Consider the following 20778-nt stretch of genomic DNA (forward strand, 5'->3'; position numbering starts at 1 on the left):
CTAATCGCGACGATCGCGATCGGTTCAACGTCCCCGCCACCGCCCCCCGGCCCGGCCGCCGCCCCGGCCGGCTGGGCGGTGCCGAACGCCTCGGCGTCCAGGTAGTCGGCCAGTTCGACGGCGCTCGGGTAGTCGAAGACCAGCGTGGCCGGGAGACGCAGCCCCGTCGCGATGTCCAGCCGGTTGCGCAGCTCGACCGCGGTGAGCGAGTCGAACCCGAGGTCGCGGAAGGCCCGGCCGGGCTCGACCGACTCCGCCGAGGCATGGCCGAGCACTGCGGCCGCGTGCCCCCGTACCAGTTCCAGTACGGCCTGGTTCCGCTCGGTCGCCGACAGCCCGGCCAGCTTCTGGGCGAAGGTGGCGGCTTCCGCCTCGGCACCGCCCTCGACCGCGGTCAGGTGCTTGTGCGCCTCGGGGATGTCGCTGATGAAAGCACCGCCGCCGGACGCGGCATGTGCCGAGGCCAGGCGCTCCCAGTCGACGTCCGCGACGACGAGTGCCGCCTCGTCATGGCCGACGGCCCAACCGAGTGCCGCCACGGCCAGCGCCGGGTCCATCGCGGCCACCATGCCACCGTGCACCCGTTCCCCGGCACGGCCCTCCACGGCCATACCGGCCTCGGCCCACGGCCCCCAGGCGACCGCCGTACCGGCGAGTCCGGCACCACGGCGCACCACCGCGAGCGCGTCCAGGTGGGCGTTGGCCGCCGCGTAGGCACCCTGTCCGGCGCCGCCCATGACACCGGCGAACGACGAGAACAGCACGAACGCGTCGAGATCCAGATGTGCCGTCAGTTCGTGCAGCTGCCGCGCGCCCGCCACCTTCGCGCCGAGCACCCCGGCGACCCGGTCGACGGACAGACCGTCCAGCACACCGTCATCCAGCACACCGGCCGCGTGCACCACTCCGCGCAGGGGGAACTCCTCGGGGATCCCCGCCAGCAGCTCGGCGAGCGCTTCGCGGTCGGCCACATCACACGCGGCCACGGAGACCAGCGCGCCCATGGCCTCGAGTTCCGCCTTGAGCTCGGGCGCACCGTCGGCCGCCAAGCCGCGGCGGCTGGTGAGGACGATGTGCTCCGCGCCCTCGCGCACCGCCCAACGGGCCACATGCGCGCCCAACGCTCCCGTACCACCGGTCACCAGAACCGAGCCGGTCGGCCGCCAGGCTCCGCCGCCCGACGACGCGACACGCGCCAGCCGCCGGACGAACACTCCGGAGCCCCGCACCGCCGCCTGGTCCTCGGCGCCCTCGGCGGACAGCACACCGGCCAGCCGCCCCACGGCACGCTCGTCGAGTACCTCGGGCAGATCGACCAGGCCACCCCAGATCCGGGGGTGCTCCAGGGCGGCGACCCGGCCAAGGCCCCACACCTCCGCCTGCACCGGGCTGGTGAGCCGGTCGGAACGCCCCACCGAGACCGCGCCCCGCGAGGCGCACCACAGCCGAACGTCCATGTCCAGCCCGGCCAGGGCCTGCACCAACCGCAGGGTCAGCGCGAGTCCGGCCGCGACCACCGGCTCCTCGACGAGGGGCTCCTCGTCCAAGCCGAGCAACGACAACACGCCGATCTCGGACTCACCGTCGCACGCGGCGAGCACTGCTCGGGCCAGCCCGTCGGTGTCCGTGTCGGCGGCAACCGCCACCGGTACCGCCCGGGCGCCGTACTTCTCGAATCCATGGCGGATCGACGTGGTGACGTCGCTGTCCGCCAGTCCGGCCGGTACCACTATCAGCCAGGTCCCCGGCAGGGACCCGGTGGCCATGTCCGCAACCGGCTTCCAGGAGACGCGGTAACGCCAGCCGTCGACCGTGGCCGCGTCACGCTGCTGCCGACGGTACGACGACAGCGCGGGCAGCAACTCGCTCAGCGAGCCCTCCCCGTCAACGTCCAGCGCCTCGGCGAGAGCCTCCAGGTCCTCGCGCTCAACCGCTTCCCAGAACCGGGCGTCCACGCTGTCGGCACCGGTGGAGCCACCCGACGCACCGCCCCCGACCTCCAGCCAGTAGCGCTGTCGCTGGAAGGCATAGGTGGGCAGTTCGACCTTCCGCGCACCGCGTCCGGCGAAGAGCTGTTCCCAGTCGACGGTGACGCCGTGGGCGTGGAGTTCGGCCAGAGCCGCCGTCAGCGCATGGGCCTCCGGGCGGTCCTTGCGCAGTGCCGGCACGACGACCGAGGCCAACGCATCCGCCGTCAGGCAATCCCGCGTCATCGCCGAGAGCACACCGTCGGGGCCCACCTCCAGGAAGGTGGTCACGCCCTGCGTCTCGAGTGCCCGTGCTCCGTCCGCGAACCGCACGGCCTCCCGCACATGCCGCACCCAGTAGTCCGGTGAGCACACCTCGTCGGCGCCCGCCGACTTGCCCGTCACATTGGACACCAGCGCGATCGAGGGCGGCGCGAACGACAGCCCCTCGACGACCTTGCGAAAGTCGCCGAGCATCGCGTCCATACGTGGCGAGTGGAACGCGTGACTGACCTTCAGCCGACGGGTCTTACGGCCCTGCTCCGCCCACTGCCCGGCGATCTCCAGCGCCGCCGCCTCATCACCCGCGATGACGACGGAGGTCGGGCCGTTGATGGCGGCGATGCTCACCTCGGCCGCACGACCGGCCAGCGACGGAGCGACCTCCTCCTCCGACGCCTCGATGGCGACCATCGCGCCGCCCTCGGGCAGCGCCTGCATCAGCCGGCCACGAGCCGCCACCAGCGCGCACGCGTCCTCCAGCGAGAACACCCCCGCCACATACGCCGCCGCGATCTCACCGATGGAGTGACCGATCACCACATCCGGGGACACACCCCAGTGCTCCAGCAGCCGGAACAGCGCCACCTCGACCGCGAACAGCGCGGGCTGGGTGAACACCGTCTGATCCAGCAACTCGGCATCCGCACTGCCCTCCGCCGCGAACATCACGTCCATCAGCGGACGGTCCAGCAGCACATCCAGATGTGCGCACACCTCGTCCAGCGCCCGCGCGAACACCGGGAACGCCTCGTACAACTCCCGCCCCATGCCCAGGCGCTGCGCACCCTGACCCGAGAACAGGAACGCCGTCGAACCCGACGTACGCGCGGCGGACCGGACCACTCCCGGGGCGGTCTCACCGGCCGCGACGGCCTCGAGCCCGCGAAGCAGTTCGGCGCGATCCGCGCCCGTGACCACCGCACGGTGTTCGAGGTCCGAGCGCGTCGTCACCAGCGAGTAGCCCACATCCAGCGCGCCCAGTTCGGTGCGCTCCATCAGACGCGACCTCAGTCGTTCGGCCTGGGCGCGCAGGGCTTCCGGGCTCCGGCCGGAGAGCGCCCAGGGAAGGACGCCGTGGTCCTCGGCGGGAGCCTCGTCCCGCACCACCTCGTCGTACACCGGGGCCTGCTCGATGATGGTGTGCGCGTTGGTACCGCTCACGCCGAACGCCGACACACCGGCCCGGCGCGGCTGACCCGTCTCCGGCCACTCGGTGGCCTCGGTCAGCAGCCGCACCTCACCCGCCGACCAGTCCACCTGCCGCGACGGCTCGTCCACATGCAGCGTCTTCGGCAGCACCCCGTGTCGCATCGCCATCACCATTTTGATGATCCCGGCGACACCGGCGGCGGCCTGCGTATGACCGATGTTCGACTTCAGCGCGCCCAGCCACAGCGGACGGCCCTCCGGCCGCTCCTGACCGTACGTCGCGAGCAGCGCCTGCGCCTCGATCGGGTCACCGAGCATGGTGCCGGTGCCGTGCGCCTCCACCGTGTCCACCTCGGCGGCCGACAGGCGGGCGTTCGCCAGCGCCTGCCGGATGACCCGCTGCTGCGAGGGGCCGTTCGGCGCCGTCAGACCATTCGACGCGCCATCCTGGTTCACCGCCGAGCCGCGCACGATCGCCAGCACCTGGTGGCCGTTGCGCTCGGCATCGGACAGCCGCTCCACCAGCAGCATGCCGACACCCTCGGACCAGCCCGTGCCGTCCGCGGCGTCCGCGAACGGCTTGCAGCGGCCGTTGGGAGCCAGGCCGCGCTGGCGGCTGAACTCCACAAAGGCCGCCGGCGTGGCCAGCACGGTCACACCGCCGGCGAGCGCCATATCGCACTCGCCCTGGCGCAGCGCCTGCGCGGCCTGGTGCAGGGCGACCAGCGACGACGAGCAGGCGGTGTCCATCGTCATCGCGGGCCCCTCGAGGCCCAAGGTGTAGGAGATACGACCGGACACGACCGATGTCGCGTTACCGGTCAGCAGCTGACCTTCCAGCTCCGCGGCCAGCTCGTTGGCACCGGACCCGTAGCCCGAGGAGGCGGCCCCCACAAACACGCCGATCTGGTTGCCGCGCACGGACGTGGGAGCGATACCGGCGCGCTCGAACACCTCCCACGAGGTCTCCAGCAGCAGCCGCTGCTGCGGATCGATGGCGAGCGCCTCACGCGGCGAGATCCCGAAGAACCCCGCGTCGAACTCGCCCGCCTCGTGCAGGAATCCGCCCTCGCGCGAGTAGAACGTGCCCGAGCGCTCGGGATCCGGGTCGTACATCCCGTCCACGTCCCACCCGCGGTTGGACGGGAATTCGGAGATGGCGTCGCCACCGCCGGCCACCAGCTGCCACAGGTCCTCCGGGCTGTGTACCCCGCCCGGGAAGCGGCAGCTCATGCCGACGATCGCGATCGGATCGTCATCGACCGGAGCCGCCACCGCCACCGGCGCGGCCACCGCACCCCGCGTGCCCAGCACCTCGGCACGCAGGTGGTCCGCCAGGATCGACGCGTTCGGGTAGTCGAAGACCAGCGTCGCCGAAAGCGCCAGCCCGGTCTCCGCGTTCAGCCGGTTACGGAGCTCCACCGCCGTCAGCGAGTCGAAGCCCAGCTCCTTGAAGGCACGCTCGGCGTCGACCGTCTCCCCACCGGTGAACCCGAGGACCGCGGCCACATGGCCACGCACCAGGTCGAGCAGGGCCCGGTCGGTCTCGGCCTCGGTCAGCCCCGCCAACCGCTCCCGCAGGCCCGCCGAAGCGTCCGCACCGCCGGACCCGGTCGAGACCTCGAGCACCCTCGCGACCTCGGGGAGGTCACCGATCAACGGGCTCGGCCGCCCCAGGGTGAACGAGGGGGCGAACCGCTCCCAGTCCATATCGGCGACCGTCACCACACCGTCGTCACCCGCGATCGCGCCCTGCAAGGCGGCAATGGCCAGCGCCGGAGCCATGACGAGCAGGCCACGACGGGCGAGTTCCCGTTCCGCCCCCTCCGCGGCCGCCATACCGCCCTCGGCCCAGGGGCCCCAGGCCACGGCGGTACCGGCGAGGCCCCGCGCACGGCGGTCCTCCACCAGCGCGTCCAGATAGGCGTTGGCGGCGCTGTACGCGGCCTGGCCACCACTGCCCCACACACCGGCGATCGACGAGAAGACCACGAACGCGTCGAGCTCTCGGTCGCCCAGCAGCTCATCCAGGTACGCGGCCCCCGCGGCCTTCCCGGACACCACCGACGCCGCGTCCGCCAGGCTCATCCCCAGAAGCTCGGCCGCCTGCTCCACACCCGCCGCGTGGAACACCGCGCTGAGCGGAAACTCCTCCGGGACGTCGGCCAGGACAGCGGCCAACGCGTCACGGTCCGTCACATCACACGCCACCACGGTCACCCGCGCGCCCAGCATCTCGAGCTCATCGCGCAGTTCGGCAGCGCCCGGCGCGTCGAGGCCGCGTCGGCTGGTCAGCACCAGATGCTCGGCACCGCCGCGCGCCAGCCAACCGGCCACCTGGCCGCCCAGCGCGCCGGTGCCACCGGTCACCAGCACCGTGCCACGCGCCCGCCACGGCCGCTCCGCTCCCACACCCGCGTCAGCCCGCACCAGACGCCTGGCGAACGCCCCCGAGCCACGGATCGCGACCTGGTCCTCGCCATCCCCGGCGGACAGCACACCGGCCAGCCGCGCCGCACCGCGCTCATCCAGCGACTCGGGCAGATCCACCAGACCGCCCCACACCGCGGAGTGCTCCAGCGCCACCACCCGTCCCAGACCCCAGACCTGCGACTGCACCGCGCCGGTCAGCCGATCCCAGCGCCCCACCGACACCGCGCCACGCGTACCGCACCACAACCGCGCCGGAACATCCGCCTCGACCATCGCCTGCGCCAGCACCAGGCTTCGCGCATAACCACCCGACAGTGCCGGATGCCCCGGGCAGGGCTCCTCGTCCAGGGCGAGCAGCGACAGAACACCACCCAGCTCAGGCGTCTGCCCGGCCACCTCACGCAGCCGCCCCGCCAGCACGCCTGCGTCCAGGTCCCGCTCGTCCAGCACGAGCGACACCACACCCGCACCGTGCCGCTCGAGCCCGGCGACAACCCCCGGGACCAGCTCGTCCTCGGCACGGGACGCCGGAACCACCACCAGCCACGTCCCCGACAACGACCCCTCGGCCGCGTCCGGGACCGGCTTCCACGACACCCGGTAGCGCCAGCCGTCGATCGTCGACTGATCGCGGCTGCTGCGCCAGTACGCCGACAACGCGGGCAGCACCGCACCCAGCGACGCCTCGTCCTCGAAGTCCAGCGTCCTCGCCAGCGATTCGAGGTCCTCCCGCTCCACGGCCTGCCAGAACCGCGCATCCACCTCGTGGCGGATGCCGACATCGGCACCGGCCGCATCGGTGGCCTTCTCGGCCCAGTAGCGCCGACGCTGGAAGGCGTAGGTCGGCAAGTCGACCCTGCGGGCCCCGAGACCGTCGAAGACCGAGGTCCAGTCGACGGCGGACCCGTGAACGTGCAGCCTGGCCAGCGCCGTGGTCAGGGCCACGACCTCCGAGCGGTCCTTGCGCAGCCCCGGCACGATCACGGGCGCCGAGGCGGACTCGGACCGTCCCGACAGGCAGTCCTGCGCCATCGCCGAGAGCACACCGTCGGGACCCACCTCCAGGAGGGTGGTCACGCCCTGTCCCTCGAGTGCCCGCACTCCGTCCAGGAAGCGCACGGCCTCCCGCACATGCCGCACCCAGTACTCCGGCGAACACACCTCGTCGTCCGAGGCCACCCGGCCGGTCACATTGGAGACCAGATCGATGGAGGGCGCGGCGAACGAGAGCCCTTCGACGACCTTGCGGAAGTCGGCCAGCATCGCGTCCATACGCGGAGAGTGGAAGGCGTGGCTGACCTTCAGCCGGCGGGTCTTGCGGCCCTGCTCCGCCCACCGTTCGGCGATCTCCAGCGCCGCTCCCTCGTCACCGGCGATGACCACGGCGGTGGGCCCGTTGACGGCGGCGAGGCTCACCTCGGCCTCACGACCGGCCAGCGACGGAGCGATCTCCTCCTCCGACGCCTGCACCGCCACCATGGCGCCGCCCTCGGGCAGCGCCTGCATCAGCCGACCGCGGGCCGCGATCAGCGTGCACGCGTCCTCCAGCGAGAACACCCCCGCCACATGCGCGGCCGCGATCTCGCCCACCGAGTGGCCGATGAGGACATCCGGGGTGACGCCGAAGTGCTCCAGCAGCCGGAACAGCGCCACCTCGATCGCGAACAGCGCCGGCTGGGTGAACGCCGTCTGATCCAGCAGCTCGGCATCCGCACTGCCCTCCGCCGCGAACATCACGTCCCGCAGCGAACGGTCCAGCAGCCCGTCCAGGTGCGCACACACCTCGTCCAGCGCCTGCGCGAACACCGGGAAGGCGTCATACAGCTCCCGCCCCATGCCCAGGCGCTGCGCACCCTGGCCCGAGAACAAGAACGCGAGGGTGTCCTCGACCCGTGTCGTGCCCTGAATGATCTGAGCCGTGTTCTCGCCGGTGGCCAGAGCCTTCAGGCCGCGGAGGAACTCGTCCCGGTCCCCGGCGACCAGCGCCGCACGGTGCTCGAAGGCCGAACGGGTCGTGGCCAGGGAGAAGCCGACGTCCGTCAGCGCCGACTCCGAGTGGGCGCTCAGATGGGCGTGGAGCCGGCCGGCCTGGGCGGCGAGCGCCTCCGCGCTCTTGCCGGACAGCAGCCAGGGCAGGGCGACGGACCGCTTGGCCCCGTCCGCCCCGGGGGCCACCGTCTCGGGTTGTCCATCACGGTCGGCTTCCGGAGCCTGCTCGATGATGGTGTGCGCGTTGGTCCCGCTCACCCCGAACGAGGAGATACCCGCCCGGCGCGGTCGGTCCGTCTCCGGCCACGCGGTGGTCTCGGTCAGCAGGCGCACCTCGCCCGCGGACCAGTCCACCTGCCGCGACGGCTCATCCACATGCAACGTCTTCGGCAGCACACCGTGCCGCATCGCCATCACCATCTTGATGACACCCGCGACACCAGCAGCGGCCTGGCTATGGCCGATGTTCGACTTGATGGCACCAAGCCACAGCGGACTGTCCGCCGACCGCTCCTTGCCATACGTCGCCAGCAGCGCCTGCGCCTCGATCGGGTCACCCAACGTGGTACCCGTACCGTGCGCCTCCACCGCGTCCACCTCAGACGCCGACAACCCCGCACTCGCCAGCGCCTGACGGATCACCCGCTGCTGCGACGGGCCGTTGGGCGCCGTCAGACCGTTCGACGCGCCGTCCTGGTTGATCGCCGAACCCCGGACGATCGCCAGCACCGGGTGACCATTCTTGCGCGCGTCCGACAGCCGCTCCACGAGGAGCATGCCGACGCCCTCGGACCAGCCGGTGCCATCCGCCGCCTCCGCGAACGGCTTGCACCGGCCATCAGGGGCGAGTCCCCGTTGCCGGCTGAACTCCACGAAGGCACCCGGCGTCGACATCACCGACACACCACCGGCCAGCGCCAGTTCACACTCGCCCTGCCGCAGCGCCTGCATGGCCATGTGCAGCGACACCAGCGAAGCCGAACACGCCGTGTCCACCGACACCGCGGGCCCCTCAAGACCCAAGGTGTAGGAAATACGCCCCGACACCACGCTGACCGCGCTACCCGTCAGATAGCCCTCGAGCCCACCTCCTGCCTCGAGAAGATGAGTCGAGTAGTCCTGACCGTTCGTGCCGACGAAAACCCCGACCGGCTTGCCCCGCAGAGACAGTGGGTCAATGCCGGTTCGCTCGAACGCCTCCCATGACGCTTCGAGCACCAACCGCTGCTGCGGGTCAGTCGCCACAGCCTCACGGGGAGATATTCCGAAGAACTGCGGGTCGAACTCGTCAGCCTCGTAGCAGAAGCCGCCCTCTCGGGCGTAACTCGTCCCCGGATTGTCCGGGTCCGGGTGGTACAGCCCCTCGGTGTCCCAGCCACGATTCGTCGGAAACCCGGAGATGGCGTCGACGCCATCGACGACGAGTTGCCACAGTTGCTCCGGGGTGTGCACGCCCCCAGGAAAACGACAGCTCATCCCGACAATGGCAATGGGCTCACGCGACGCCGCGACCAGACGCTGATTCTGTAGCTTGAGGCGGTCGTTTTCCCGCAAATAATCGCGCAGCGCTTCGACAACTCTCTCGGAGGACGTAGCCATCAGTAGCTCCACACTTCCAAAAACATCAGAGGTCTGCGCCGCCCAGTGCCCTCTGGACGAGGTCGTCGACATCCATCGCGTCGACCGCGCTGTTCATTCCTTCTTGGGGCTCCAGCTCAGAACCGCTGTCCGAGATCTGGGCAAGTTCCAGTAGGGCGTCCATCAGTCCGGCTTCACGGAACCGCGCGAGCGGAATGGAGGCCAACGCCTCACGAATCCGGTCCTCCTCCGGGTCCGTCAGCTCAGCCCCATCGGCCTGCGGAAACATATTCGTCTCCAGATGCTCGGCCAATACAGTGAGGTTCGGGTAGTCGAATGCCAGCGTGGTCGGCAGTTCCAGGCCGGTGATCGCGCTCAGTCGGTTCCGGAGCTGAACGGCCGTCAGCGAGTCGAAACCCAGCTCCCTGAACGACTGGTCGCTCTCGACGGCCTCGGGAGTCGCATGCACCAGGACCGCGGCGACGTGCTGCCGGACCAGCTTGCGCAGGGAACGCTGACGCTTCGCCGAGGAGAGCCCCTCCAGCTCCGCACGCAGCTCCGCCGCGGCCGACTCGTCCGGTGCCGGGTCCGAGGGCTCCGACGACGCGTTGGACTGCCGCCTCTTCATCAGCTCGCTCAGCAGCGGAGTCGGCCGGGCGCCACCCACCTCCCCCCCGAAGCGCTCCCATGCGGCATCGACCACAAGCGCGTAGGTCTCGTCCAGGTCAAGAACACGCTGGAGCGCGGAGATCGCCAGTTCCGGGTCCATCGGAGCGACACCGCTCCGCTTCATGTGCTCCTCGAGATCCCCATCGATCACCATGCCACTTTCGGCCCAGGCGCCCCAGGCGATGGAGACCGCCGGAAGGCCGTCCGCGCGCCGCTGCGCAGCCAGCGCGTCCAGGAACGCGTTACCCGCCGCGTAACTCCCCTGTCCCGGGCCGCCTATCGTGCCCGCCGCCGAGGAGAACAGGACGAACGCCGACAGATCCATCCCGGCGGTCAGCTCATGCAGATTCCGCGCCGCGTCCACCTTCGGACGCAATACCCCGGCCGCCCGCTGAACCGTCAGCGCATCGATCACACCGTCATCGAGCACACCCGCCGTATGCACCACCGCGCTCAACGGCGACTGTGCGGGAATCCCCTCCAGCACGGCCGCCAGCGCCTCACGGTCCGCGGCGTCACACGCCGCTACCGTCACCCGGGCGCCGATGGCCTCCAGCTCCGCCTTCAACTCGGCGGCGCCCTCGGCCTCCATACCCCGACGGCTGGTCAGCACCAGATGTTCGGCACCCGTACGCGCCAACCACCGCGCCACATGACCCCCCAGCGCACCGGTACCACCGGTCACCAGCACCGAGCCAGTCGGACGCCAGCCGTCCCCGGTCGTGCTCTCCGGCGCCGAGGCCCGTACCAGCCGGTTGGCGAACACTCCCGAACCACGTATCGCGACCTGGTTCTCGGCCTCCGCACCGGCCAGTACACCGGCCAGACGGTCCACCGCACGGCTGTCCATCGTCTCGGGCAGGTCGATCAGACCGCCCCACCGCTGGGGATACTCCACTTCCACGATCCGCCCCAGCCCCCAGACCATCGCCTGGGTCGGGCTCACCAGCCGTTCGTAGCGTCCCACCGACACCGCGCCCTGCGTCCCGCACCACAGCGGGGCCACCACACCGGCGTCGCCCAGCCCCTGGACCAGTCCCACCGTCGCCGCCAGCCCGGCCGGGACCACCTCGAACGATCCGTGCGCCGACTCGTCCAGCCCCAGCAGCGAGAACACACCCGACACGCCTGCCGCGTCCGCTCCCGCCTCGTCGAGCGCCGCACGCAGCCGCTCCGTCATCGCCTCACGGCCATCGGCCGCGTCGACGACGACACGAACCACCTGCGCGCCACGCCCGGCCACACCGTCCACCACGGAGGCGAGCAACGCGTCGTCACCACAGACCTTGGGGACGACGACCAGCCAGGTACCGGTGAGTGTGGCCTCAGCGGCGGACACCACAGGCGTCCAGGCGGCGCTGTAGCGCCAGCCGTCCACCGTGCTCCGCTCACGCCGCTGACGACGCCACGACGACAGCGCCGGAAGCAACGCGGTCAAGGACGACTGCTGCTCCTCGTCCGCCACGTCCAGCGTGCGGACCAGCGCCTCCAGGTCCTCGCGCTCGACGGCCTCCCAGAACCGCGCGTCCACATCGTCCGCGCCCAGCCCCTCGCCGCCGGCGGGCACCTCGCCGACCGTCGCGTCCAGCCAGTACCGCTGGCGCTGGAAGGCGTAGGTCGGCAAATCGACCCGACGGGCACCGCGGCCCTCGAACACCTTCCGCCATTCGACATCGGCCCCGCTGACGTGGAGTTCGGCGGCGGAGGTCAGGAACTGCTCCAAGCCGCCCTCGTCACGCCGCAGCGTACCCACGACGACCGCCCGCGCCCCGGCGGACTCCACGGTCTGCTGCAACGGCAGCATCAGTACGGGATGCGGGCTCGCCTCGACGAAGACGCCATGCCCGCTGTCGAGCAGGGTGCGGGTGGTGGCCTCCAGCTCGACGGTCTGCCGCAGGTTGCGGTACCAGTACTCGGCGTCCAGGCCGGCGGTGTCCACCAGCTCGCCGGTCACCGTGGAGTAGAACGGCACTTCAGAGGAGCGCGGCGCGATGTCCGCCAGGACCTTCAGCAGCCGCTCACGGATCGCCTCCACGTGTGCGGAGTGCGAGGCGTAGTCCACCGGAACCCGGCGGACCCGGATCTCCTCGCTCTCCAGCTGGGCGACCATCTCGTCCAGCGCACCGGGGTCACCCGACACCACGACCGAGCCGGGACCGTTGACCGCGGCCACCGAAATCGCGCCGTCCCAGGCGGCGATACGCTCCTTGGCCGAGTCCGCCGACAGACCGACCGACACCATGCCACCACGACCCGCAAGACCCACAGCGATCGCCTGCGACCGCAACGCCACCACCTTCGCGGCGTCCTCCAGCGACAGCGCACCCGCCACGCAGGCCGCGGCGATCTCACCCTGGCTGTGGCCCATCACGGCATCCGGCTCGACACCCACCGAACGCCACAGCTTCGCCAGCGACACCATCACCGCGAACAACACCGGCTGCACCACATCCACCCGGTCAAAACCAGGAGCACCCTCGGCACCACGCAGCACATCCGTCAGCGACCAGTCCACATACGCCGACAGAGCCGTCTCACACTCGCCGATCGCCTCCGCGAACACCGGCGAGGACTCCAGCAGCCCCACCGCCATACCGGCCCACTGCGCCCCCTGACCGGGGAACACAAACACCGAACGACCCCGCACATCCGCCACACCACGCGTCACACCCGAGACGGCCTCGTTCCCGGCCAGCGCGCCCAGTCGAGTCAGGAGCTCCTCGCGATCAGCCCCGGTCACCACACCACGATGCTCGAACGAGGACCTGGTCGTCGCCAGCGACAGCGCCACATCCGAAACACCCAGCTCCGGATGGGCCGTCACGAACTCCCGCAACCGCCCGGCCTGCGCCTGCAGGCCGGCCGCGCCGCGGCCCGACACCACCCACGCAACCGGACCCTCGACCGTCTCGGTCTCGGCGGCATCGGCCGCCGCGTCCTCCGGAGCCTGTTCCAGAATGGTGTGCGCGTTCGTCCCGCTCACGCCGAACGACGACACACCGGCCCGACGCGGATGGCCCGTCTCCGGCCACTTCGTGGCTTCCGTCAGCAGTCGCACCTCACCCGCCGACCAATCCACCTCCTTCGACGGCTCATCAAGATGCAGCGTCTTCGGCAGTGTCCCGTGCCGCATCGCCATCACCATCTTGATCACACCCGTCACACCGGCTGCCGCCTGCGGATGGCCGAGGTTCGACTTCACCGAGCCCAACAGCAGCGGCCGGCCCTCGGGGCGCCCTTGCCCGTATGTCGCCAGCACTGCCTGTGCCTCGATCGGGTCGCCCAGAGGCGTACCGGTCCCGTGCCCCTCCACGGCATCCACGTCGGCCGCCAACAGGCCGGCGCTCGCCAGCGCCTGGCGGATCACGCGTTGCTGCGACGGGCCATTGGGAGCCGTCAGACCGTTGCTCGCGCCGTCCTGGTTGATCGCCGAGCCACGGACCACCGCCAGCACCGGGTGGCCCTTGCGCCGGGCGTCCGACAGCCGCTCCAGGAGCAGCATCCCCACGCCCTCGGACCAGCCCGTGCCGTCCGCCTCGTTCGAGAACGGCTTGCACCGGCCGTCGACAGAAAGTCCCCGCTGACGGCTGAACTCCACGAACACACCCGGCGACGACATCACCGTGACACCGCCGGCCAGCGCCAGGTCGCATTCGCCCTGACGCAGTGCCTGAGCCGCCATATGCAGCGCCACCAGCGACGACGAACACGCCGTGTCCACCGTCACCGCCGGCCCCTCGAGACCCAAGGTGTACGAGATACGACCGGACGCGACACTGCCCGCGCTGCCGGTACCGAGGGAGCCCTCGAAGCCTTCCGGAGCGTTCCCCTGCAGACGAGTGGCGTAGTCGTTGTACATGACACCGACGAATACGCCGGATCGGCTGCCCCGGTTGGCCACCGGATCGATTCCCGCCCGCTCGAACGCCTCCCACGACGTCTCCAGCAGCAGCCGCTGCTGCGGGTCCATCGACAGCGCCTCACGCGGCGAAATCCCGAAGAACGCCGGGTCGAACTGGTCGGCGTCATGGAGGAATCCGCCGTGGCGTACGTAGTACGTGCCCTCCCGATCCGGGTCCGGGTCGTACATCCCGTCGAGATCCCAACCGCGATTGGACGGGAACTCGGACACCGCATCGGTGCCTGCCATCACCAGCTGCCACAGTTCCTCCGGCGTCCGCACCCCGCCCGGGAGCCGGCAGCTCATGCTCACGATCACGATCGGGTCGCTGTCCACCGGTGCGCCTGCCGCGGCCACCACACCCGCGCCCGCCGATGTGATGACAGCGTCGCCCCCCAGGATCTCGTCGCGCAGGTGACCGACGAGTGCCATCGGGGTCGGATAGTCGAAGACCAACGTGGCAGACAGTCGCAGGCCGGTCTCGGCGGTGAGCCGATTCCGCAGGTCGACAGCCATCAGTGAGTCGAAGCCGAGGTCCTTGAAGGGCTGCCCCGTGTTCACCGTCGCGGGGTTGGCGTGCCCAAGGGCCGCCGCGGTCTGAACGCGGACCAGCTCCAACAGCATCTCGTCCTGCGTTGTCCGCGGCAGACCCGCGAGGCGTCGACGCAGTTCGTCGGGAAGACCTCCGCTCTGCTCCGATCGCGCGGTGCGGCGCGTCATCACGTTGGGCACGACGTTGCGGAAAAAGGCGGGGAGTTCGGCACCCTGCGCACGCAACGCAGGGACGTCCAACCGCAGCGGAACCGGCACGCTTTCATCCGACGCCAGGGCGGCATCGAACAGTTCGAGCCCTTCCTCGGAGGAGAGCGGCACCAGACCCGAACGCGACACCCTGCGCAGGTCTTCCTTGTCGAGGTGTCCGGTCATGCCGCTGGCCTGGGCCCACAGACCCCACGCCATCGACACACCCGGAAGCCCCCGGGTCCGGCGCCACGACGCCAGGCCGTCCAGGAACACATTCGCCGCCGCGTAGTTGCTCTGCCCCGCACCACCCAGCACACCAGTAGCCGACGAGAACAGCACAAACGCCGACAGATCCAACCCCGCGGTCAGCTCATGCAGATTCCACGCCGCGTCCACCTTCGCCCGCAACACCGGCTCGACCCGCTCACGCGTCAACGACGTCAGCAACCCGTCATCGAGCACACCCGCCGCATGCACCACACCACTCAGACCAAAGCCCTCCGGCAACCCCGACAACACCCCAGCCAGAGCCTCACGATCCGCGGCATCACACGCCGCGACCACCACCTCGGCGCCGGCGGCCTCCAACCCGGCCCGCAACTCGGCCGCACCCTCGGCATCCGCACCACGACGGGACAGCAGCACCAACTTCCCGACACCGTGCCGGGCCACCAGATGCCGCGCCACCAAACCGCCCAGCACACCCGTACCACCCGTCACCAACACCGCACCGGAACCAAACCCACCCGACTCCGGAGCATCACCCGAAGGCAGCGACCGGCCCAGACGCGGCACCCGCACCGCACCCGACCGCACCACCACCTGCTCCTCACCCAAAGCCAGCACCCCGGGAAGAAGACCGGCCACCCCCGCAACATCATCGGTGTCCACCAGCACCAGGCGCCCGGGATTCTCCGCCTGCGCGGACCGCACCAGACCCCACACCGCGGCCCCCGCCAAATCCCTTACGCCATCGCCCGCATCGACAGCGCCCCGGGTCACCACCACCAACCGCTCACCCGCACGGTCCTCGTCCGCCAACCACCCCTGCGCCCGCTCCACAACCTCAAGCACACGCCCATACGTCTCACCCACCACATCCACACCATCGGAGACCACCCGCGTCACCTCCGTCCGCGGCGCGACCTCACCCCCCGCCACCACAGCCGCGGGCACGTCCACCCACTCGACCCGGAACAGCGCATCCCGCGCCGCCCCAGCCACGGCGTTCAGCTGATCGGCCGCAACCGGTCGCAGGACCAGCGACTCGACCGCCGCCACCCCACGCCCCGACTCATCCCCCACCAGCACCGACACCGCATCCGACCCGGCACCCACCGGCGCCAGCCGCACCCGCAGCGAGGTCGCACCCACCGCCTCCAGAGCGAACCCACGCCACGAGAACGGCAGCAGACTCCCCGAACCACCGCCCAGACCCTCGCTCACACCCAACGCGTGCAACGCCGCGTCGAACAACGCCGGATGCAGCCCGAACTGACCCGCCCGCTCCCGCTCTCCCTCCGGCAGCTCGACCTCCGCGAACACCTCGTCGCCACGCCGCCACGCACGCTTCAGCCCCTGGAAAACCGGCCCATACTCCAGCCCGTTCTCCGCGGCCCGCGCATACTCACCCGACACATCAACCGACTCAGCCCCCACCGGAGGCCACACACCAAAGTCGAACCGCGCCTCGGAGAGGGCCGCAGCCGAACCCAGCACACCATGGGCATGCCGCACCCATGTGGCGCCCTCACCGTCCGCTTCCTCCCGCGAGAACACACTCACCTCACGGAAGCCGGAAGCATCCGCCTGGCCCACCTCGACCTGAAGGCGCACCCGGCCCTTCTCAGGCACGATCAGCGGCGCTTCCAGGATCAGTTCCTCGACCCGGCCACAGCCGACCTGATCGCCCGCCTGCAGCGCCAACTCCATGAACGCCGTCCCGGGCAGCAACACCACCCCGTGTACGGCATGATCCGCCAGCCACCCATGCGTGGCCAAGGACAGCCGCCCGCTCAGCAGCACCCCGCCACCACTGGCCAACGACACCACCGCACCCAGCAACGGATGCCCCAGCGAGCCCAACCCCACCGAACTTACATCGCCCACCCCCGCAGGCGCTTCGAGCCAGAAGCGCTCCCGCTGGAAGGCATACGTCGGCAATTCCACGCGGCGGGCACCGTGGCCGGCGAACACCTTCCGCCAATCGACGCCGACCCCGCTGACATAGAGCTCGGCGGCAGAGGTCAGGAACCGCTCAGGACTACCCTCGTCCCGTCGCAGCGTGCCGACGACCACCGCCTGCGCCTCAGCGGACTCCACGGTCTGCTGCACCGGCAGGGTCAACACCGGATGCGGGCTCACCTCGATGAACGCGGTGTGGCCGGCATCCAGCAGCGTGCGAGTGGTGGCCTCCAGCTCGACCGTCTGCCGCAGGTTGCGGTACCAGTACTCCGCGTCCAGACCGGCGGTGTCCACCAGCTCACCGGACACCGTCGAGTAGAACGGCACCTCCGACGAACGCGGCGCGATATCCGCCAGAACCTTCAGCAACTCCTCACGGATCGACTCCACATGCGCCGAGTGCGAGGCGTAGTCCACCGGAACCCGGCGGACCCGGACCTCCTCGCCCTCCAGCTGGGCGACCATCTCATCCAGCGCACCCGGGTCACCCGACACCACGACCGACCCCGGACCGTTCACCGCCGCGACGGAAATCGCACCGCCCCACCGGGCGAGACGCTCTTCCACCTGGTCGACCGGCAGTCCGACGGACACCATGCCACCACGACCCGCAAGACCCACCGCGATCGCCTGCGACCGCAACGCCACCACCTTCGCGGCATCCTCCAGCGACAACGCACCCGCCACACACGCCGCCGCGATCTCACCCTGACTGTGCCCCATCACCGCATCCGGCTCCACACCCACCGAACGCCACAACTTCGCCAACGACACCATCACCGCGAACAACACCGGCTGCACCACATCCACCCGGTCAAAACCAGGAGCACCCTCAACCCCACGCAGCACATCCGTCAACGACCAGTCCACATACGCCGACAGAGCCGACTCACACTCACCGATCGCCTCCGCGAACACCGGCGAAGACTCCAGCAGCCCCACGGCCATGCCGACCCACTGCGCCCCCTGGCCGGGGAAGACGAACACCGAACGGCCCGGTGCCTCGACGGCGCTCGCGCGAACCACGCCCGGTGCCTTGGCATCCTCGGCCAACGCACCCAGGCGCTCGAGGAGTTCCTCCCGGCCGGTCCCGGTCACCACGGCCCGGTACTGGAACGCGGACCTGGCCGTCGCGAGGGAGTGCGCCACATCGGCGGCACCCAGCTCCGGACGCTCCGCCACGAACTCCCGCAACCGCCCGGCCTGCGCCCGCAACGCGACGTCACTCTTGCCCGACACCACCCACGCCACCGGACCCGCGACACCACCACCGGCAGACTCCTCGGCAACCTCCGCCTCGACCTCCGGAGCCTGCTCCAGGATCACATGCGCGTTGGTCCCGCTCACACCGAACGACGACACACCAACCCTGCGCGGTTCCCCCGTCTCCGGCCACACCCGCGACTCGGTCAACAACTCGACCGCCCCCGCCGACCAGTCCACATGCTCCGACGGAACGCCGACATGCAGCGTCTTCGGCAGCACACCATGCCGCATCGCCAGCACCATCTTCATGACGCCACCCACGCCGGCGGCCGCCTGGGTGTGCCCCATGTTCGACTTCAACGACCCCAGCCACAGCGGCCGGTCCGCCCCACGGCGCTCCTTGCCGTAGGTGGCCAGCAGAGCCTGCGCCTCAATCGGGTCACCCAGCGTCGTACCCGTGCCGTGCGCCTCCACCGCGTCCACATCGGCCGCCGACAGGCCCGCGTTCCGCAGTGCGTCGCGGATCACCCGCTGCTGCGAGGGACCGTTCGGCGCAGTCAACCGGCTGCTCGCCCCGTCCTGGTTCACGGCGACGCCCCGTACCACCGCCAGTACCTGGTGTCCGTTGCGCCGCGCGTCCGACAGCCGCTCCAGGAGCAGCATCCCCACGCCCTCGGACCAGCCCGTGCCGTCCGCCTCGTTCGAGAACGGCTTGCACCGGCCGTCGGCGGAAAGTCCCCGCTGACGGCTGAACTCGATGAACGCCTGTGGCGTCGCCATCATGGACACGCCTCCGGCGAGCGCCAGCGAGCAGTCGCCCTTGCGGAGCGCCTGCACGGCCAGGTGCAGCGCCACGAGCGACGACGAGCACGCCGTGTCCACGGTCACCGCGGGGCCCTCGAAGCCGAAGGTGTAGGAGATGCGACCGGACGCGACGCTTCCGGCGCTGCCGTTGCCCAGGTGGCCTTCGAAACCCTCCGGTATCGACTGGATACGAGAACCGTAGTCGTTGTAAAGCACACCGACGAACACGCCGGTGCGGCTGGAGCGCACGGACGCCGGGTCGATACCCGCCCGCTCCAGCGCCTCCCACGAGGTCTCCAGCAGCAGCCGCTGCTGCGGATCGGTCGCCAGCGCCTCGCGCGGGCTCATGCCGAAGAACGCGGCGTCGAAGCCGCTCGCGTCGTACACGAACCCACCCTCACGGGTGTAGCTCTTGCCCGGCTTCTCCGGGTCCGGGTCGTACAGGTCCTCGTCCCATCCCCGGTCCACGGGGAAGGCGGAGATGGCGTCAGTGCCCGAGGCGACCAGGTCCCACAGGTCTTCCGGAGACTCCACCCCACCGGGATACCGGCACCCCATGCCGACGATCGCGATGGGTTCCGTGTCCCTGTCCTTGAGTTCCCGCAGCTCCTGACGAGTCTCGTGCAGACTGGCCGTCGCGCGCTTGAGGTAATCGCGCAGTTTGGTGTCGCTCACTGCCTCTTGTCACTCCTCTGAGAACCCCAAGACCGGGGGTTGAAAGCCTTCAGCCGGTAACTTCCAGGGACGGGGTGGGTATCGGTCACGACGTTCCGAGCTCCTCGTCGAGGAAGTCGAAGATCTCGTCGTCGGTCGCCGACTCGAACTTGTCGGCGGCAGCGACCCCACCGTTCGTCGTCTGTGTCTGCTGCCCTGCGGCCAGCTTCGCCAGCACCTGCTGCAGGCGTGTTGTGAGGCGTGTCCTCGCGGCTTCGTCCGCCACCACCTCGGCAAAGGAGCTCTCCAGCTTCTCCAGCTCCGACAGGACCGGCAGCACCACCGATGCTTCCGGCTCCTCCGTGACGAGTTCTTCCGCCAGATACCCGGCCAGCGCCTTGGACGTCGTGTAGTCGAACAGCAGGGTGGCGGGCAGCCGAAGGCCGGTCACCGTGCCCAGCCGGTTGCGCAGTCCGACCGCGGTCAGCGAGTCGAAGCCGAGATCGAGGAATCCGCGGTCGGGGGCGATCATGCGAGCGTCGTCGTGGCCCAGCGCCATGGCCGCGTGCTCGGCCACCAGTTCCAGGAGCGCCTGCTGCCGCGCCGCGGGCTTCATCGAGCCGATACGGCGACGCAGGTCGGCGGGGTCGGCGCCGGAACCGCCCGTGGACGTCCTCGCGGGGCCGCGCCGAGCCGTGGCCCGGATGATGCCTCGCAGCAGGGCCGGGATCGGCACGTCCTGGGCTCGCCACGCCGAGGCGTCGAGCCGTGCCGGGACCAGGATGGCCGCGTCGATGCCGCAAGCGGCGTCGAACAGGGCCAGGGCCTCCTCGGAGGCCATCGGGATCACTCCGTCCCGGGCGATGCGCCGCGTATTGGCCTCGTCCAGCTTGCCCGTCATGCCGCTGAGCTTCTCCCACAGCCCCCAGGCCTGTGACTGGGCGGGAAGGCCCTCGGCCCGGCGCCGGTGCGCGAACGCGTCCAGGAAGGCGTTGGCGGCGGCGTAGTTGGCCTGGCCCGGGCCGCCGAGCATCCCGGACAGCGAGGAGAAGAGCACGAACGCGGACAGGTCGAGGCCGGCGGTCAGCTCGTGCAGGTTGAGCACCGCGTCGACCTTGGGCCGCAGCACACGGACCTCGACCAGGGGATTGAGTTCGTCCGACACGGCGTCGTCGCGCACCCCCGCCGGGTCAATCACCGCGGTGTCCGGGTGGGGGA

Annotated in this window: 3 protein-coding genes; all 3 read right to left on the minus strand. The window is 70.5% G+C overall.

Annotated features, from left to right (window positions below; translation table 11 throughout):
• Positions 1–9419: type I polyketide synthase (locus ACFXB5_RS24725; RefSeq protein WP_385211567.1), on the minus strand; the 9419-nt coding region annotated here is incomplete at its 3' end.
• A gap of 25 nt (positions 9420–9444) precedes the next feature.
• Entirely contained in the window at positions 9445–19581 is a 10137-nt protein-coding gene (locus ACFXB5_RS24730) for a type I polyketide synthase (protein WP_385211569.1), read from the minus strand.
• 85 nt (positions 19582–19666) lie between these two features.
• Positions 19667–20778 (minus strand): KR domain-containing protein (locus ACFXB5_RS24735; RefSeq protein WP_385211571.1); only part of this gene is annotated, 1112 nt, incomplete at its 5' end.

The organism is Streptomyces sp. NPDC059455, from assembly GCF_042750115.1.
Taxonomy (GTDB): Bacteria; Actinomycetota; Actinomycetes; order Streptomycetales; family Streptomycetaceae; genus Streptomyces; species Streptomyces endocoffeicus.